10 protein-coding genes are annotated in these 16,177 nt (G+C 57.1%); 6 read left to right on the top strand and 4 right to left on the bottom strand.

Translation table 11 applies throughout. The features are described from left to right. Positions 1-4 precede the first annotated feature (4 nt). The 3 genes from AC2D8P_RS00550 to AC2D8P_RS00540 are packed head-to-tail and all read left to right on the top strand — an operon-like array spanning position 5 to position 4,346. Entirely contained in the window at positions 5-676 is a 672-nt protein-coding gene (locus tag AC2D8P_RS00550) for a sulfotransferase family 2 domain-containing protein (RefSeq protein ID WP_484699521.1), read from the top strand. Next, a complete protein-coding gene (gene cobT / locus AC2D8P_RS00545; protein ID WP_484699519.1) occupies positions 673-2,541 on the top strand; it encodes a cobaltochelatase subunit CobT in 1,869 nt (622 codons plus the stop codon). The genes AC2D8P_RS00550 and cobT overlap by 4 nt, the downstream gene beginning before the upstream one ends. Further along, the gene (locus AC2D8P_RS00540) at positions 2,541-4,346 is read left to right on the top strand and encodes an aminopeptidase P family protein (protein ID WP_484699517.1); all 1,806 of its coding nucleotides are present in this window, start codon (positions 2,541-2,543) and stop codon (positions 4,344-4,346) included. The genes cobT and AC2D8P_RS00540 overlap by 1 nt, the downstream gene beginning before the upstream one ends. A 7-nt stretch (positions 4,347-4,353) precedes the next feature. On the opposite strand, the gene AC2D8P_RS00535 is transcribed toward AC2D8P_RS00540, so the two are convergent. Next, a complete protein-coding gene (locus tag AC2D8P_RS00535; RefSeq protein WP_484700566.1) occupies positions 4,354-6,018 on the bottom strand; it encodes a chloride channel protein in 1,665 nt (554 codons plus the stop codon). A 109-nt stretch (positions 6,019-6,127) separates the two neighbouring features. Between AC2D8P_RS00535 and AC2D8P_RS00530 the strand changes: the two genes are divergently transcribed. Next, positions 6,128-7,498 (top strand): FAD-binding oxidoreductase, encoded by a 1,371-nt coding sequence (locus AC2D8P_RS00530; RefSeq protein WP_484699515.1) that lies wholly within the window; start codon positions 6,128-6,130, stop codon positions 7,496-7,498. A gap of 87 nt (positions 7,499-7,585) precedes the next feature. On the opposite strand, the gene der is transcribed toward AC2D8P_RS00530, so the two are convergent. The 3 genes from der to AC2D8P_RS00515 form a co-directional block, all read right to left on the bottom strand. Beyond that, positions 7,586-9,079 carry a ribosome biogenesis GTPase Der gene (gene der, locus AC2D8P_RS00525; protein ID WP_484699513.1) on the bottom strand — a complete coding sequence of 498 codons (1,494 nt, stop codon included), beginning with the start codon at positions 9,077-9,079 and terminating at the stop codon, positions 7,586-7,588. A 48-nt stretch (positions 9,080-9,127) separates the two neighbouring features. Continuing rightward, positions 9,128-10,429: a PQQ-like beta-propeller repeat protein gene (locus AC2D8P_RS00520; protein WP_484699511.1), complete on the bottom strand. Its 1,302-nt coding sequence runs from the start codon at positions 10,427-10,429 to the stop codon at positions 9,128-9,130. 73 nt (positions 10,430-10,502) lie between these two features. Next, a complete protein-coding gene (locus tag AC2D8P_RS00515; RefSeq protein ID WP_484699509.1) occupies positions 10,503-11,156 on the bottom strand; it encodes a hypothetical protein in 654 nt (217 codons plus the stop codon). A gap of 217 nt (positions 11,157-11,373) precedes the next feature. Here AC2D8P_RS00515 and AC2D8P_RS00510 point away from each other — a divergent pair, with 217 nt between their 5' ends. Together AC2D8P_RS00510 and AC2D8P_RS00505 are read left to right on the top strand one after the other, a co-directional pair. Next, positions 11,374-12,486 (top strand): efflux RND transporter periplasmic adaptor subunit, encoded by a 1,113-nt coding sequence (locus AC2D8P_RS00510; protein ID WP_484699507.1) that lies wholly within the window; start codon positions 11,374-11,376, stop codon positions 12,484-12,486. Then, a complete protein-coding gene (locus tag AC2D8P_RS00505) occupies positions 12,483-16,100 on the top strand; it encodes an efflux RND transporter permease subunit (RefSeq protein ID WP_484699505.1) in 3,618 nt (1,205 codons plus the stop codon). The genes AC2D8P_RS00510 and AC2D8P_RS00505 overlap by 4 nt, the downstream gene beginning before the upstream one ends. Positions 16,101-16,177 lie beyond the last annotated feature (77 nt).

The following is a 16,177-nucleotide window of genomic DNA, read 5'->3' as shown; positions in this document are numbered from 1 at the left end:
AGATATGCATTTTCCAGATAAGCGATGTATTTATTTACACGTACCAAAGACAGGTGGTAACTTTTTTACAAAGACCTTCCTGGAATACTCTGCCGAGAAAATCGTCACTTCCGAACTGCAGGACGGAATCGACCGTTTTAAACTTAAAAGCAACGTCACTAAACACAAACACCAGTCACTTAAAGAATACCAAGATCAAATTGGTGACGCCCTAAAAGACTATAAAATATACGCGACTATCCGGAACCCTATTGATCGATTGATATCGCTTTATTACTCTCCTCATCGATGGTTGAAAAAGAATATATTTGGAAAATATAGCCTCGCAACTGCAAACAATTCGATCGATCTGAACAAGTTTTCTCAATTGGTTAGATGCTCGCCAAGCGCGTCAGACATTCTCGACATAGAAAATGTGTCCGATGAGGTGTCCACAAAACGCTCTGGCCAACATACCAGTGGCGCAATGATAAAATTGCTCGACTTCAGCCAGCTAAACAACGAGATTCAACTCTTTGCCAAGGAAAACCAATTTACTCTGGAGCATATGCCGCAAAGCAAAGTAAATGTCAGCGCGTCTGATGATAAGAACAAGCTTAATCAGCATCAGATGGTAGAAATTACTAGCATCGTTCTTAAATCTCATCACGCAATAGACTTTGAACTTTTCCAATGAAACCAACCGACAACCCCGCCGATCCTTTTAAAAAGGCGCTTGCAGAGGCGACAAAAACGCTTGCCGACAACCCCGAATTGGGCGTGACCTATTCCGTCGATCCGCCCGGCATGTCAGGAGATTCCGTCAGGCTGCCGCAAGTCACCCGCCGTATGACGCGCGAAGAGGTGCTGCTCGCCCGTGGTACGGCTGACGCTTTGGCCATGCGACATAGGCACCATGACAATGTCACCCATAACCGATACCTGCCGCAGGGCCAGATGGCCCGCGACATGTATGAGGCGATGGAAGAAGCCCGCTGCGAGGCCATGGGCGCGCGCGAAATGCCGGGCGCCTTGTCCAACATTGATGTGAAGCTGGAACAAGACGCGGTTCGTCGCGGCTATGATCAGATTTCTGATAGAAATCAGGCACCTCTGGCGACTGCAGCCGGGTATCTGGTGCGCCAGTTGGCCACCGGACGTGACCTGCCCCCAGCGGCGGCCAATGTCGCAGATCTGTGGCGCGAATTTATTGAGGCACGCGCCGCCGGCACGATGGAAGACCTGAGCGATGTTCTGTCCGACCAGTCAGCATTTGCCAAATTCGCCCGCCAGATCATAGAGGATCTGGGCTATGGCGATCAGCTGGGCGATGACCCGGATCAGGAAGAGGATGACGCCGACGACAATGCCGAAGAGGTGGAAGAGGACGACACCCCTGACAGCACCGGCCAGGACGACAATGATGACGAGGCCGACGCCTCCCCCGAACAATCGCAGGACGAACAGCAGGACAGCTCACAGGCCCAGGTTTCGCTGGATGAAATGGCCGATCAGGAACAGGGCGAGGAAACCGAACTCCCCGAAGGGGACGCGCCACTAGAACCACCGCCGCCCGCGCCTGCCTCAGAAGCTGATCCTAACTATACTATATTTACCAATGAGTTCGACGAGGAAATTCGCGCCGAAGATTTGGCAGAAATGGTCGAATTGGAACGTTTGCGCGCCTATTTGGATCAGCAGTTGGAACCCCTGAAAGGCGCGGTCAGCCGCCTGGCCAACAAGCTGCAGCGCCGCCTGCAGGCCCAGCAAAACCGTAGCTGGGAATTTGATCTGGAAGAAGGAACGCTCGACGCTGGCCGCCTCGCTCGTGTTGTCGCCAACCCAACGACGCCACTCAGTTTCAAGATGGAGCGGGATACAGAGTTCAAAGACACGGTCGTGACGCTGCTTTTGGACAATTCCGGCTCTATGCGTGGACGCCCGATCTCGATCGCTGCGATTTGCGCCGATGTTCTGGCCCGCACATTGGAACGGTGTCAGGTAAAGGTCGAAATCCTCGGCTTCACCACCCGCGCCTGGAAAGGCGGGCAAAGCCGTGAAAAATGGCTGAACGAGGGACGCGCCCAGCAACCCGGTCGTCTGAACGATCTGCGCCACATCATCTATAAATCCGCCGACGCGCCCTGGCGCCGGGTGCGCCCCAATTTAGGCCTGATGATGAAAGAGGGGCTGCTCAAGGAAAACATCGACGGCGAGGCGCTGGAATGGGCGCATCGCCGAATGATCGCTCGGCCAGAACAACGTAAAATCCTGATGGTGATCTCTGATGGCGCACCGGTGGACGATTCAACTTTGTCCGTTAACCTTGCGAATTATCTGGAAAAACACCTGCGTGATGTGATCGCGATGGTCGAAAAGCGCAAGCAGGTTGAACTCTTGGCCATCGGCATCGGCCATGATGTGACCCGCTATTATGACCGCGCCGTCACCATCACCGATGTGGAACAGTTGGCCGGGGCAATCACCGAACAACTGGCCGCGCTCTTTGACAGTGATCCTCGCGCCCGGGCGCGCGTGATGGGCATGCGCAAGGCCAGTTGATGTTTCAAAGCTTTGAAACCGCCTTCAATCCCGAGTTTGGGGCAGCACGATTGACGGCCCTGCGCGCCATGATGGCTGAACAACAGCTCTCGGCCTATTTGGTGCCACGTTCGGATGCCCATATGGGCGAATATGTTGCCCCAAGCGATGAACGTCTGGCCTGGCTGACCGGTTTTTCAGGGTCCGCCGGGTTTTGCGCGGTGCTCACGGATCATGCCGGTGTTTTCATTGATGGCCGCTACACCCTGCAGGTGGTTGATCAGGTTGATACCGACCACTTCACCCCGGTCCACTGGCCCAAAACTCAGTTGCACGACTGGCTTTTGGATCATCTTGCACCGGGCTCTGTCGTTGGCTTTGATCCGTGGCTGCATACGGTTCAGGATATTCGCAAGCTGGCGAAAACATTGGCCGCAAAAGATATCTCTCTGCGCCCCGTGGACAATCTGATTGATCAGATCTGGCCGGATCAGCCCGCGCACCCCAACGCACCTATCACCGCTTATCCGTTAGAACTGAGCGGCAAAACCGCCGAAGATAAAATTTCTGATTTACTTGGCGACGCTGGCATCGCGGCAGAGGATCATGTTGTCCTGACGCTCCCGGATTCGATCTGTTGGCTTTTGAACATCCGCGGCAGCGACGTGTCCCACACGCCGATCGCCCATTGTTTTGCGACCCTCACAGGGGATGGTTCGGTTACGTTGTTCACAAACGCTGATGTGTCACCGGAAATCTCTGCCCATCTGGGTAAAAGTGTAACAATCTACTCCTATGCAGGCATTGGCCCGTATCTGTCGGCGCTCTCTGGTGGCAAAGCGCTGATCGATCCCGCCTCTGCCCCGCAGGCGATATTGGATTGCCTCGGTGACAGCCAGGCCACAATGTGTGAGGCCCCCGATCCCTGCCAATTGCCCAAGGCGCGCAAAAACCCTGTTGAAATCGCCAGCACCACCCGCGCCCATCTGCGCGACGGCGCGGCTATGTGTGAATTTCTATTCTGGCTGGATCAGGCCCTGCCCCAGAGCGATTTGACAGAAATCGATGTGGTCAAAAAACTCGAATCCTTCCGCCGCGCCACCAATGCGTTGCAGGATATCAGTTTTGAAACCATCAGCGGCTCTGGTCCCAACGGATCAATCGTGCATTACCGGGTGACCGAAGACAGCAACAGGATCATCAATCCGGGCGAATTGCTTCTTGTCGACAGTGGCGGCCAGTATCTGGACGGCACCACCGATATCACCCGCACCATTGCTGTGGGACAGGTGGGAGAGGCCGAAAAATCATGCTTTACCCGCGTGTTACAAGGCATGATCGCCATGTCGCGCGCTTGTTGGCCCAAGGGGCTGGCAGGCCAGCATCTGGATGCCATCGCACGTGTGCCATTGTGGCAGGCGGGACTGGATTATGATCACGGTACGGGCCATGGCGTTGGTGCATATCTTAGCGTGCACGAAGGCCCCGCGCGTCTATCCAGAACCGGCGACATTCCGTTGGATGCGGGAATGATCCTGTCAAACGAGCCCGGATACTATCGGGCTGGCCAGTTTGGCATTCGCATCGAAAATCTGGTGTTGGTTGAAGAGGCCCCCGATCTGACTGCGACAGAGGATCGGGCAATGTTGCGCTTTCGCACCTTGACGCATGTTCCGATCGACAAATCGCTTATCCAAGCGGATATGTTGTCACCGGCAGAACGGGATTGGCTGAACGCCTACCATCAGACCACCTTTGATATGCTGTCAGCTCACGTCAGTGCCGACTGCAAGGATTGGCTGAAAACTGCCTGCGCGGCGCTTTGACCATGGCTTAGGAATGTTCCTCTGCCGCCGTTTCAGACAATGCACGGTTAAACGCCTTCAACGCCGCCACGTGGTACACCACCCCGCGCAGCTCTGCCGCCCCATCCTGACCAGTCCAGGTGATCACCGGCAGATAGGCCGTTCCTGATTTTTCAAACATCGGCATCGCCCGTTCCAGGCTGGCAGTGGCATCCAGATATTGCTTGCCTTCAATCATCTCCCGACTTCGTTCGATAGTGCCCTTGTCCAGCTCCTGAATTGGCTTCATGATATCGGCTGCCAAAACGGTTGAAAGCAGATAGGCCTGCGGGCCTGCCGCCACATGTAACCCGCGCCGTTCCAGTTGGGTGAGGAAAAATGACCGATCAACCAAACGGCTGGCCAACGCGGTGGACAACGACACCGATACCATCACCGCCAGACCGGTTTGCCAATCGCCGGTCAATTCGAACACGATCAGGGTCGTGGAAATCGGTGCGCCCAGTACTGCTGCCGAAACCGCCCCCATTCCGGCCAAGGCATACAGCGCCTCTGATCCCGACACTTCGGGGAAAATATTTGTGGCAATCAGGCCAAATGCCAAACCGGACAAGGCCCCCAGCATCAGGGATGGTGAAAATACGCCCCCGCCCATGCGTCCGGATATGGTGATCGCGGCGGCGGCGCCCTTCAGAACTGCGAAAACCACGGCCTCGTGAAACAGCAACTGCCCGGTCAATGCGGCAGAAGTCGTTTCATACCCTACCCCGATGATATGCGGAAACCCGACTGCCATTACGCCCAGCATCAAACCCGCGACAATCGGCCTGACCCAACGCGGCAGCCGCAACTTTCTGTGCAGATGATCGGCGACATCCTCCCCCCAGAAAATCGCCAGCATAAAGGCCGCAGCGATCAATCCGCACATTAAACCCAGCAACAAAAAGGCTGGCAATTCGACGTAAAAGGCCAAGGCCCCATACTGGGGCAGGATAAACTCTGTGACATTGCCAAATTCCAGCCGGTTGATCACGGTGCCCGCAACACTGGCAATCACGATTGGCGCAAAGGCATGGACCGCGAAATGGCGCAAAACGACCTCTAACGCGAACAGGGCCCCGGCAATCGGCGCGTTGAACGACGCCGACACTGCCGCCGCCACAGCGCATCCCAACAGATCGCGGCCGGTGATCCCATCGGCCCGGATCTTGTCAGACACCCAGCTGGATATGACCCCGGCAAGGTGAACGACCGGACCCTCCCGTCCGCTTGATCCGCCGGATGACAGCGTAATCAATGAGGCCAGCGCCGATGCGATCCCGGCGCGGCGTTCCACGCGCCCGTTGTTCAGGGCTGCGCCTTCGATCACGTCCGACACGGATCGTACCCGCCCATCCGGTGTGTAATGATGCAGGATAAACCCGACCACCGCGCCGCCCAGCACCGGGATGATCACAATCCAATACCACGGTATGGTTTCGGCAAAGCTGTGCAAAATCCGCGTATCGTCTGTCCCGTAAAGTGTGGTCTGCAACCAATTGATCGCCTTGCGGAAAAACAGCGCGGCAAACCCGGCCGCAATCCCGATGATCAGCGCGATTACCCAGAACTGAAACTGGCTCGGGCCGCGTTTCAGCAAAACGCCCCATCCCTTTCGGCACGCCTGATCCGCCCGCTTGTAACTGGTGGCGATCAGTGATGGTTCCTTGTCTGTCACGCTATCTGTCGCCCTATCCGACTATGGGGTTTATCGCCGCGCGCCCTTGGCCTAAGATTTCACTGCCCAACAGAGAAATAATAAAATGCAGACTGCGGCAATCAACGCCCTTAGATCCGTTTTAGGCGATCGGCTCAGCACCTCCAAGCCTGATCTTGATCATCATGGTCAGAGCGAGGCACATTTCCCTCACACCCCGCCAGAGGCGGTGGCTTGGCCCCAGTCCACCGAAGACGTCAGCGCCATCGTCAAAATCTGCGCCGAACATCTGATTCCCATCATTGGCTGGGGGACAGGCACATCGCTGGAGGGCCAGAACCTCGCCATTCAAGGCGGGCTGGTTGTTGATTTTTCCCGAATGAACAAGGTTCTCGCCGTCAATATCGAAGACATGGACGCCGTGGTTCAACCCGGCATTACCCGCAAAGAGCTAGACACGGAACTGCGGCAAACCGGGTTGTTCTTTCCTGTCGATCCGGGGGCGGATGCCTCCATCGGCGGGATGGCTTCCACTCGTGCCTCCGGCACAACATCGGTGCGGTACGGCACGATCCGAGACAACATTTTGGCGTTAGAAGTGGTCACCGCCGATGGCCGCATCATTCGCACCGGCAGCCGCGCCCGGAAATCCGCCTCTGGCTATGATCTGACGCGTTTGTTTGTCGGGGCCGAGGGCACATTGGGCCTGATCACGGAACTGACGTTGAAACTTCATGGCCGGCCAGAGGCCACAGCCGCCGCCATCTGTGCGTTTGAAACGGTTGAGGATGCGGTCAACAGCGTCATCGCCACCATTCAAACCGGCATTCCCATGGCCAGGATCGAACTGGTCGATGCCCTGACAGCGCGCGCATTCAATCAATACGCCTCTGCCAACATGCCGGAAAAACCGCATTTGTTGGTCGAGCTTCACGGCTCTGACACCAGCGTCGCCGAAGACGCCCGCAGATTTGGCGACATCCTTTGTGAATTTGGCGGCAGCGGGTTTGAATGGTCTACAAAACCAGAGGAACGCACCCGCCTATGGGCGATGCGCCACAATGCCTATTATGCCAGCCTCGCCCTGCGGCCCGGATCAACCGGGCTGACCACGGATATCTGTGTGCCAATTTCAAAACTGGCCGAAGCGATTGAGGAAACTCGCACAGACATCAACGAAAGCCCCCTGATCGCCCCGATCGTTGGCCATGTCGGGGATGGCAATTTTCACACGGTCATGCTGCTGCAACCCGGCAATCAGGCAGAACTGGCCATCGCACAGGACCTGTCAAATCGGATGGTCGAACGCGCGCTCAGATTGGGCGGAACCGCCACCGGCGAACACGGCATTGGCTTTGGCAAGCTGAAATACATGCGCGCCGAACATGGCGAAGCATGGGATGTGATGGCCCAGATCAAACGCAGCCTCGATCCTGACAACATTATGAACCCGGGTAAAATCATCCCGGGCAACTGATTATCGGTGTCGGATGATCAGGGGCGTTGCCCCTCTTGGCCGTTGGCCAATTCACCCCAAGGTATTTTTGGCGAAAGGAGGCCGCAATCAGCCCAAGGGTTTTTTCCCAAGGTGTTTGCGCAGGCGCGAGGGCGTCGATTTTTTTCTGTTTTTATAGGGGTTTTTATCGGCCTGGCTGCGCATATGCAGACGGATCGGCGTGCCGGGCATATCAAAATCCGCGCGCAAGCCGTTGACCAGATAGCGTTTATAGCTTTCTGGCAACTTTTCCGGATCTGAACACATCACCACAAATCCGGGTGGCCGGGTTTTGGCCTGGGTCATATAGCGCAGCTTGACCCGGCGCCCGCCTGGTGCAGGAGGCGGGTGTGCCTCCAACATTCCAACGAGCCAGCGGTTGAGTTGCGCGGTCGTCACCCGGCGGTTCCAGATGTCATGGGCCCGCATCACCGCCTCGTAAAGCCGATCCATGCCACGCCCAGTTTTGGCCGAGACCGTCACCAAAGGCGCGCCAGACAATTGCGGCAACAGACGGCCGAATGCCTCTTTCAGATCGCGCAGCTTTTCCTGTTTATTGTCCTCGATATCCCATTTGTTGATCGCAAGCACCACGGCGCGACCCTCACGTTCGGCCAAATCGGCTATCCGCAGATCCTGTTGTTCAAACGGGATGGCCGTATCCAACAGAACCACGACGACCTCGGCAAACTTCACAGCGCGCAAGCCGTCAGAAACTGACAGTTTTTCAACCTTGTCCTGAACCTTGGCCTTTTTGCGCATTCCGGCGGTGTCAAAGATACGGGTGGGCGTGCCGTTCCAATCCATCGTCAAAGAAATAGAATCGCGGGTAATTCCGGCCTCTGGCCCGGTCAGCAGGCGATCCTCGCCCAAAAGCTGGTTGATAAGCGTGGATTTCCCGGCATTCGGGCGACCGATCACCGCCACTTGCAGCGGGCGTTTTTTGGTCGGTACGTGGGCAAATTGTTCAGCCTGCGCGGCCTCTTCGGCATCAGACTCGCTTAGCTCTTCATCACTTTCAACACTGACATCGGTGATCGGATCGATCTGCACGGCCTCGGCCTCGACCTGATCCACAATCGGGATAAGCGCGGCATAGAGATCTTCCAATCCCTCGCCATGTTCAGCAGACAGGCGCAGCGGTTCACCCAGACCCAGCGCATATGCTTCCAACACGCCTTCTTCGCCTGCTTTGCCCTCGGCCTTGTTGGCAGCCACAATCACATGTTTGGCGCGTTTGCGCAGGATATCGGCGAACATATGGTCGGGGGCCACCAATCCGGCACGCGCATCCACCATAAAAATGCAAATATCCGCCATATCCACCGCGCGCTCGCTCAGCCGGCGCATCCGTCCTTGCAGGCTGTCATCGGTGGCGTCTTCCAGCCCGGCCGTATCAATCACGGTAAAGCGCAAATCGCCCAGCTTTGCATTGCCTTCGCGCAGGTCACGGGTCACGCCAGGCTGGTCATCAACCAGCGCCAGCCGTTTGCCGACCAGACGGTTAAACAGGGTGGATTTGCCCACATTGGGCCGCCCCACAATCGCAAGAGTGAATGACATTTTTAGGCTCCGAACCGGATCAAGTCGCCCCGATACACCATTCGCGCGTCAACGGAAAGCGTGGAGTTTGCCCTTTTCAGATATGACATAAAGCGTACCGCCAGCCACGGCGACACCTGAAGCCGCCCCGCCCGGCAAATCAACCTCGCCCTGCTGGGTCCCGGTTTCAGGGCTAAACGAACGCAATACGCCATCGCCAGAGGCAACACGCAGCAATCCACCCGCCAGAACTGGCCCGAAATGCGGATAGATCTCACCACGGCGCTTGGGGCGTTCTTTACGGAAATAGGGCAGATCGACCGACCAAATGGCCTCTCCGGTTTCGGCGTTCAGCCGGACGAGACGGGATTCATCCGTGACGGTGTAGACGGACCCACCCGCGGGCCAGACCGGGCTCATGGCGCCTTCGGCTGCGGTCCACAGTCTTTCTCCGCTTCGCGTGTTGAACGCCGCCGTCCGACCACCCGACGTGCCACTATAGACAATTTCGCCATCGATTACTGGATCGCCGGTGATATCGCTAAACAAGGTGTAGGCACGGCCAACACGCGCACCCGACAGGCTGGCAGCCCATAATCTGACACCACCGCGCGGGAAACTTGCAACCAGGTCACCCGATCCGAAAGGAAAAATCGCCACCTGATCCGTGACGGCTGGCGCGGCGCTGGCCGTCATTCCCGCCTGTCCCGGCACACCTGGGATGGACCAGGCAATGCGCCCGTTATCTTTTCGAATGGCCCAGGCTGTGCCGTTGCGGGCAACCATATAGACCAGATCACCATAAACAGTGGGCGCACCGGAAAGTGCCCCATCAACACGTTGTGTCCAGCGGATGTCGCCTGTGGCCGCGTCCAAAGACGACAAAGTGCCAAATCCCGTCGTAACAAACACGGCATCATCCACGGCGGCCAGACCCCCGCCTGCGGCATCGCGGCCATCGTCAAAATCCGGAACCATATCTTTGGCCCAAAGCACATCTCCGGTCGCCGACACGGCAGAGACCCGAGATTGCGAATCCATTGCAAATATCCGGCCGTTCAAAACCACTGGGTCAGCGCTGATCCGATGTTTCCGATCATTTCCTGCCCCGATATCGGTGCTCCATACCAAAGACAAGTTCGTGCCTAATGCGGGGTGATCAACCTTGTGGCTGGCCGATCCATTGCGATGCGTCCAGCTGGCATTGCTCACAGGCGCGGGTGTTTCGAAACTGACGGCGCGTGCGACCGGCGCGGCATCATCCAACACGTCGATCCGTTCCCCGGTCAGCAAAATCTCTTTGTCCGAACAGGCCGAAAGCAAGGCCAATACCGCCAGGACCCCTGCAGAATTGCGCAACATCACGGCCATACCCCCGCCCTTACTTACTTTTTTACACTCCGACCAAACCTCACCCAGGCTGATCGGCTGTTTATTCAAGCGCTTAGACTGCGTCCAACGCGCCACCAAGCGCCACAATCAACTGTGTCGCGCGATTGCGCAACCCCGGTGTGATCTCGGAATCCGAAATAATCGCCTGCAATCTGGTAATTGCACCCTGCGTGTCGCCACCTTCGACATCCAAAAGGGCCAGTTGTTCTTCGGCCAAAAGACGGAAAGACGACCCGGGAACGGCCACGCCAAGCAGCAGATTGCGCCGCTCATCCATGCTCAACCGATCCCCCAGAATGATTGTGCGTTTCAATGTCGCGAGCTCTCGGTACACAACCGGCATGTCGGCATTGTCCGCGATCTGCTGCAACAATTCTGCCGCCGCTACTGGATCGCTATCAGATTGGGTTTCGGCAGCCTGAAGCATCGCCAATACCGCCCCCGCTGCCCCGTCAACTTCTATCGCTTGCAGGGCCTCAACACGCTGGACGCTTTCATCTGAGGACAGCGCATCCAGCACAGAATTTCCAAACGCTTGCGCAGTGGCCGTGTTTTGCGCTTTGCGCCATTCATTCACGCCAGCCCCGGCAACGATCAGGACAGCAACGGTGATCCCGATCCAGCCATAACGCCGCATGAGTTTGAACATCTTGTCGCGACGGACTTCTTCGCTGACTTCTTCGATAAAACTGTCAGTGTTGCTCACACCATACCTCCATCCCCGATCACCGGGGTTTGGTCTCTCTTACCCTGATCACACATAATTTGCCAAGTGGCGCAATTGGCAATTCAGTCGCTTGAAAACACGCGTGAGAACAACTATAGTGAACTGGATAGTTCAGTTTGTGGCAGATAACGGAAATCCACACGAAAAACCTATTTTCCGACAAAATTTTGCCTACAATTCAGGGTTGTGAGTATTCATGAAGATTTTTTCGTTGATAACGGCAGTCATCGTCGCCGCGGTTTTGGCGGTCCTTGTATTCAATCGCGAGGCGGTCATCGCCTTTGCCACCGGCGCGGATCCTGAAATCGCACCCATGGCCTCCGACTCATCCGCAGACGGCGTATCAGATGCTGAAAGCGGACCTAAAGTTTCTGTTGTTGCCGTGCATTCTCAATCGCAAGTCGTTGACAATGCGATTGTTTTGCGCGGCCAGACAGAGGCCGCTCGGCAAGTCGAGGTCAAGTCAGAGATATCAGGCCTGATTGTGTCTGAACCCTTGCGCAAAGGTGCACGGGTCGAGGCCGGGCAGCTTTTGTGCAAGCTGGAAGTTGGCACCAGAAACGCAGCATTGGCAGAGGCAGAGGCACGCCGGGCCGAAGCTCAGATAAACTTTACAGCGTCAGAGCGGCTGTCTCAGGGCGGATTCGCCTCAGAAACCAACCTGGCCTCTGCACGGGCACAATTGCAGGCCGCCCAGGCCGGGGTCGAAGCGGCCCAGACAGAATTGCAGCGGCTTGAAATCCGTGCCCCGTTTTCAGGACTGCTTGAATCAGACACCGCCGAATTGGGCGCATTGATGCAGCCCGGTTCCCCCTGCGCCACCATCATTCAACTCAACCCGATAAAGCTGGTTGGGTTTGTTCCTGAAACAGAGGTCAACCGCATTGAAACCGGCGCGCGTGCTGGTGCGCGCTTGGCCACCGGCGATGAGCTTTCCGGCACAGTGTCCTTTCTGTCGCGCTCATCCGATCCGCTGACCCGCACCTTCCGCGTGGAAATCCAAATTCCAAATGATGATCAGAAAATCCGCGACGGGCAAACTGTCGAGATTCTGATCGCGTCTGAGGGCAGCCCCGCGCATTTGCTTCCGCAATCTGCCCTAACCCTGGATAACAACGGGCGATTGGGGGTTCGGCTGGTCGATGAAAACGATCAGGCCGCTTTTGCCCCAACGCGCCTCGTGCGTGACACGACCCGAGGGGCGTGGCTGGCAGGCCTGCCCGAACAGGTTGACGTTATCGTATCCGGTCAGGAATTCGTGACCGATGGGGTGGCGCTGGATGTCACCTACCGCGAGGCGTCGCAATGACCGGTATTGTCGACTGGGCAGCCGGCCGTGCGCGCATGGTACTGGCCTTTATCCTGCTGTCGTTGACGGCGGGCGGTCTGGCTTATGCCACACTGCCCAAAGAGGGTGAGCCAGATATCGATATTCCGGCGATTTTCGTTTCCGTCCCCTTCCCCGGCATTTCTGCCGAAGATTCGGAAAAACTACTCGTCCAACCGATGGAAACAGAGCTTGCCGATCTCGACGGCCTAAAATCCATGAATGCCACCGCCGCCGAAGGCTATGCCGGGATGCTGCTGGAATTTGAGTTTGGCTGGGACAAACAAGCCACCATCGCCGAGGTTCGCGATGCCATGGGCACGGCAGAGGCCGAGTTTCCCGAGGGTGCGGAAAGCTATTCGATCAACGAGATCAACTTTTCCGAATTCCCAATCGTCATCATCAACCTGACCGGCCCGGTGCCGGAACGAACGCTGCTGCGCTACGCTCAGGAATTGCAGGACCGGATCGAATCTCTGGAACCGGTGTTGGAGGCTCCGCTCGCCGGTCACCGCGATGAGATGATGGAAGTCGTCATCGACCCGCTAAAACTTGAGGCCTACAACGTCACCGCCGCGGAACTGATCAATGTCGTGCGAAACAACAACCAACTGATCGCAGCCGGAGAGATCGAGAGCGCCACCGGCGCGTTTTCCGTTAAAATCCCATCCTCCTTTGATGAACCTTCAGACGTGTTCAACCTGCCGGTCAAAACCAATGGGGACCGGGTGATTACGCTGGGCGATCTGGCCGACATCCGCCTGACATTTGAGGATCGCACCGGCACCGCACGCTTTAACGGCGAAGCAACCGTCGCCCTGCAGGTGGTCAAACGCAAAGGCTATAACATCATCGACACGACCGCCTTGGTCGAACAGGAAATAGAGGCCACACGCAAATCCTGGCCACTGGAACTGCAACAGGCGATCGAGGTCGGCACCTCCAACGATCAGGCTCACACGGTTGAAAGCATGGTGCGCCAGCTGGAAGGCTCCGTTCTGACCGCAATCGCACTGGTGATGATCGTGGTTCTGGGCGCGCTCGGGGTCCGTTCGGCCCTGTTGGTTGGCTTTGCCATTCCCACCTCCTTCCTGCTGTGTTTCGTATTGCTGGCTCTGATGGGCATATCGGTTTCAAACATCGTCATGTTTGGCCTGATTCTGGCTGTGGGGATGCTGGTCGATGGCGCTATTGTGGTGGTTGAATATGCCGACAAACGCATTCAGCAGGGCACCGGCCCCATGCATGCCTATGTAGAGGCCGCCAAACGCATGTTCTGGCCGATCGTCAGCTCCACCGCAACGACGCTCTGTGCGTTCCTGCCCATGCTGTTCTGGCCCGGTGTCCCGGGCGAATTTATGGGCATGTTGCCCGTCACCCTGATCTTCGTCTTGTCCGCCTCGCTGATCGTGGCTTTGATCTATCTGCCCGTGATGGGTGGGGTGTCTGGCCGCCTGTCCCGGCATTTTCATCATGCCTCTGACTTCTTACGCCGCTTCCCTTGGTGGCAACGCGCCGTATTGGTGCCCCCATCGATGTATTTGATCTTTCTCGGCGCGATGCAATTGCTCAACCCGGGTTACCTGTTTGGCGGCACCGCCCCGATGTCTGGGATCATGTCCCTCTTGCCCGGGGCAGTTCTGTTTTTGCTGGGCTCTTCGCTGACCGCCATCACCTTCGGCGCGGCGAAAACTGAACGCGCTGCCAAGAATGTCGCCGGAGGATATCGCCGCAGCTTATTTGGCCGCTTCATCCATTTCATCGCGGCCAATCCGATCATGCCTTTGGTCACCATCGGCGCCGTGATCTTTTTCGTGATGTCAGTCTTCACCTATTTCGGGGCCAACAACAACGGAACAGAGTTTTTCGTAGAAAGCGAACCAGAACAGGCGATCATCTATGTCCGCCAACGCGGAAACCTGTCCTTGACGGAAAAAGATCGGGCCGTGCGGGAGGTCGAGGAGATCGCCCTCAGCACCCCGGGCGTCGAAAGCGCCTTTGCCTTTGCCGGCGAAGGGGGGCTCAATTCCAACACCGGCGGGGCCACCGCGCCGCGCGACACGATCGGGCAGGTGCAGATCGAACTGATCAAATGGGAAGACCGCTCTGACATCGCTGAACTCGACGGCGATATCGTGCTGGCCAATATCCAGGCCAGGCTCGACACCCTGCCGGGGATCAGAACCGAAATTCTAAACCTCAGCCGCGGTCCTGCCTCTGCAAAACCTGTGCATCTGCGCCTGAAAGGCGACAATTGGGAAGACCTGCAACAGGCCGCCGCCACCGCCCGGCAAAAATTCGAAGACACATTTGGTCTGATCCTGATCGAGGACACCACCCCCCTGCCCGGCATTGACTGGCAGATCGACGTGGACGTTGAAAAGGCTGGCCGCTACGGCGCCGACGTGGCCATTGTGGGTGGTATGGTCCAATTGGTCACACGCGGCCTCCTGCTCGATACGATGCGCGTGGACAGCTCTGACGAAGAGATCGAAATTCGCGTCCGGCTGCCAGAAGAGGACCGTTTCCTGTCCACACTCGACACGCTCAAGGTTCGCACGGCCGACGGGTTGGTGCCACTGTCCAACTTTGTCACCCGCACCCCGGTGAAGAAGCTGGGCCAGATCGACCGCAGCGATCAGCAGCGTTATTTTGACATCAAGGCCGGGGTCGAAACTGGATTGATGATCGAGGCGACGAATGCCGACGGCACATCCGTTGAACTGCCACTAACACCGACTGAACGCATCGAAACCCTGACCGCATGGTTGGAAAATGACCGACCCCTTCCCTCTGGTATCAGCTGGGATTGGACCGGCGATCAGGAAGATCAGGAAGAAAGCGCCGCGTTCCTGTCGCAGGCCTTTACCGGCGCGTTGGGGCTGATGTTCATCATCCTGCTGGCGCAGTTCAACAGCTTCTATAACGCCTTTCTGGTGCTGACAGCCGTGGTTCTATCCACCACCGGCGTGCTGATCGGGATGCTGGTCATGGATCAGACCTTTTCGATCATCATGACGGGAACCGGTATCGTAGCCCTCGCCGGGATCGTGGTGAACAACAATATTGTTCTAATCGACACCTATCAGGAATATTCCAAATATATGCCGCGGATCGAGGCGATCACCCGCACCGCTCAGGCCCGTATCCGCCCGGTGCTGCTGACCACGATCACCACGATGGCAGGCCTCACGCCAATGATGATGGGTCTTAGCCTGGATTTCATCAATGGCGGCTATTCCATCGACAGCCCGACCGCACTGTGGTGGAAACAACTGGCCACCGCTGTTGTGTTTGGTCTTGGCATCGCCACCGTGCTGACACTGGTTTTCACCCCGTCGATGCTGGCGCTGCGGGTCTGGATCACCACCTATGCCCGTTGGCTGGCGCGTCTTTTGACGAAAATGTCCATGGGTCGGACCAGCCGCGCCGCGCAAGACTGGGCCCTGAAACGCACCGCCCGCCGCGCACCCCCGCCGGAAATCCTGTGGGAGGATATGGATCATTTTCTCGATGCTCAGGACGAGAGAGCGTCAGAAGATCCGGAAAAACCGCTCGCCGCCAACAAAGACAGCCCCATTCACGCGGCTGAGTAGGCAGGCCTAACAGCAAAGTGACGGCTTTGGGTTGCCATGTCGTGTCTGCCCAAAGCGTTTCCAGATTGAAAAGTATC

Source organism: Roseovarius sp. YIN77, assembly GCF_057219155.1.
This window is presented reverse-complemented; position numbering and strand designations above follow the sequence as displayed.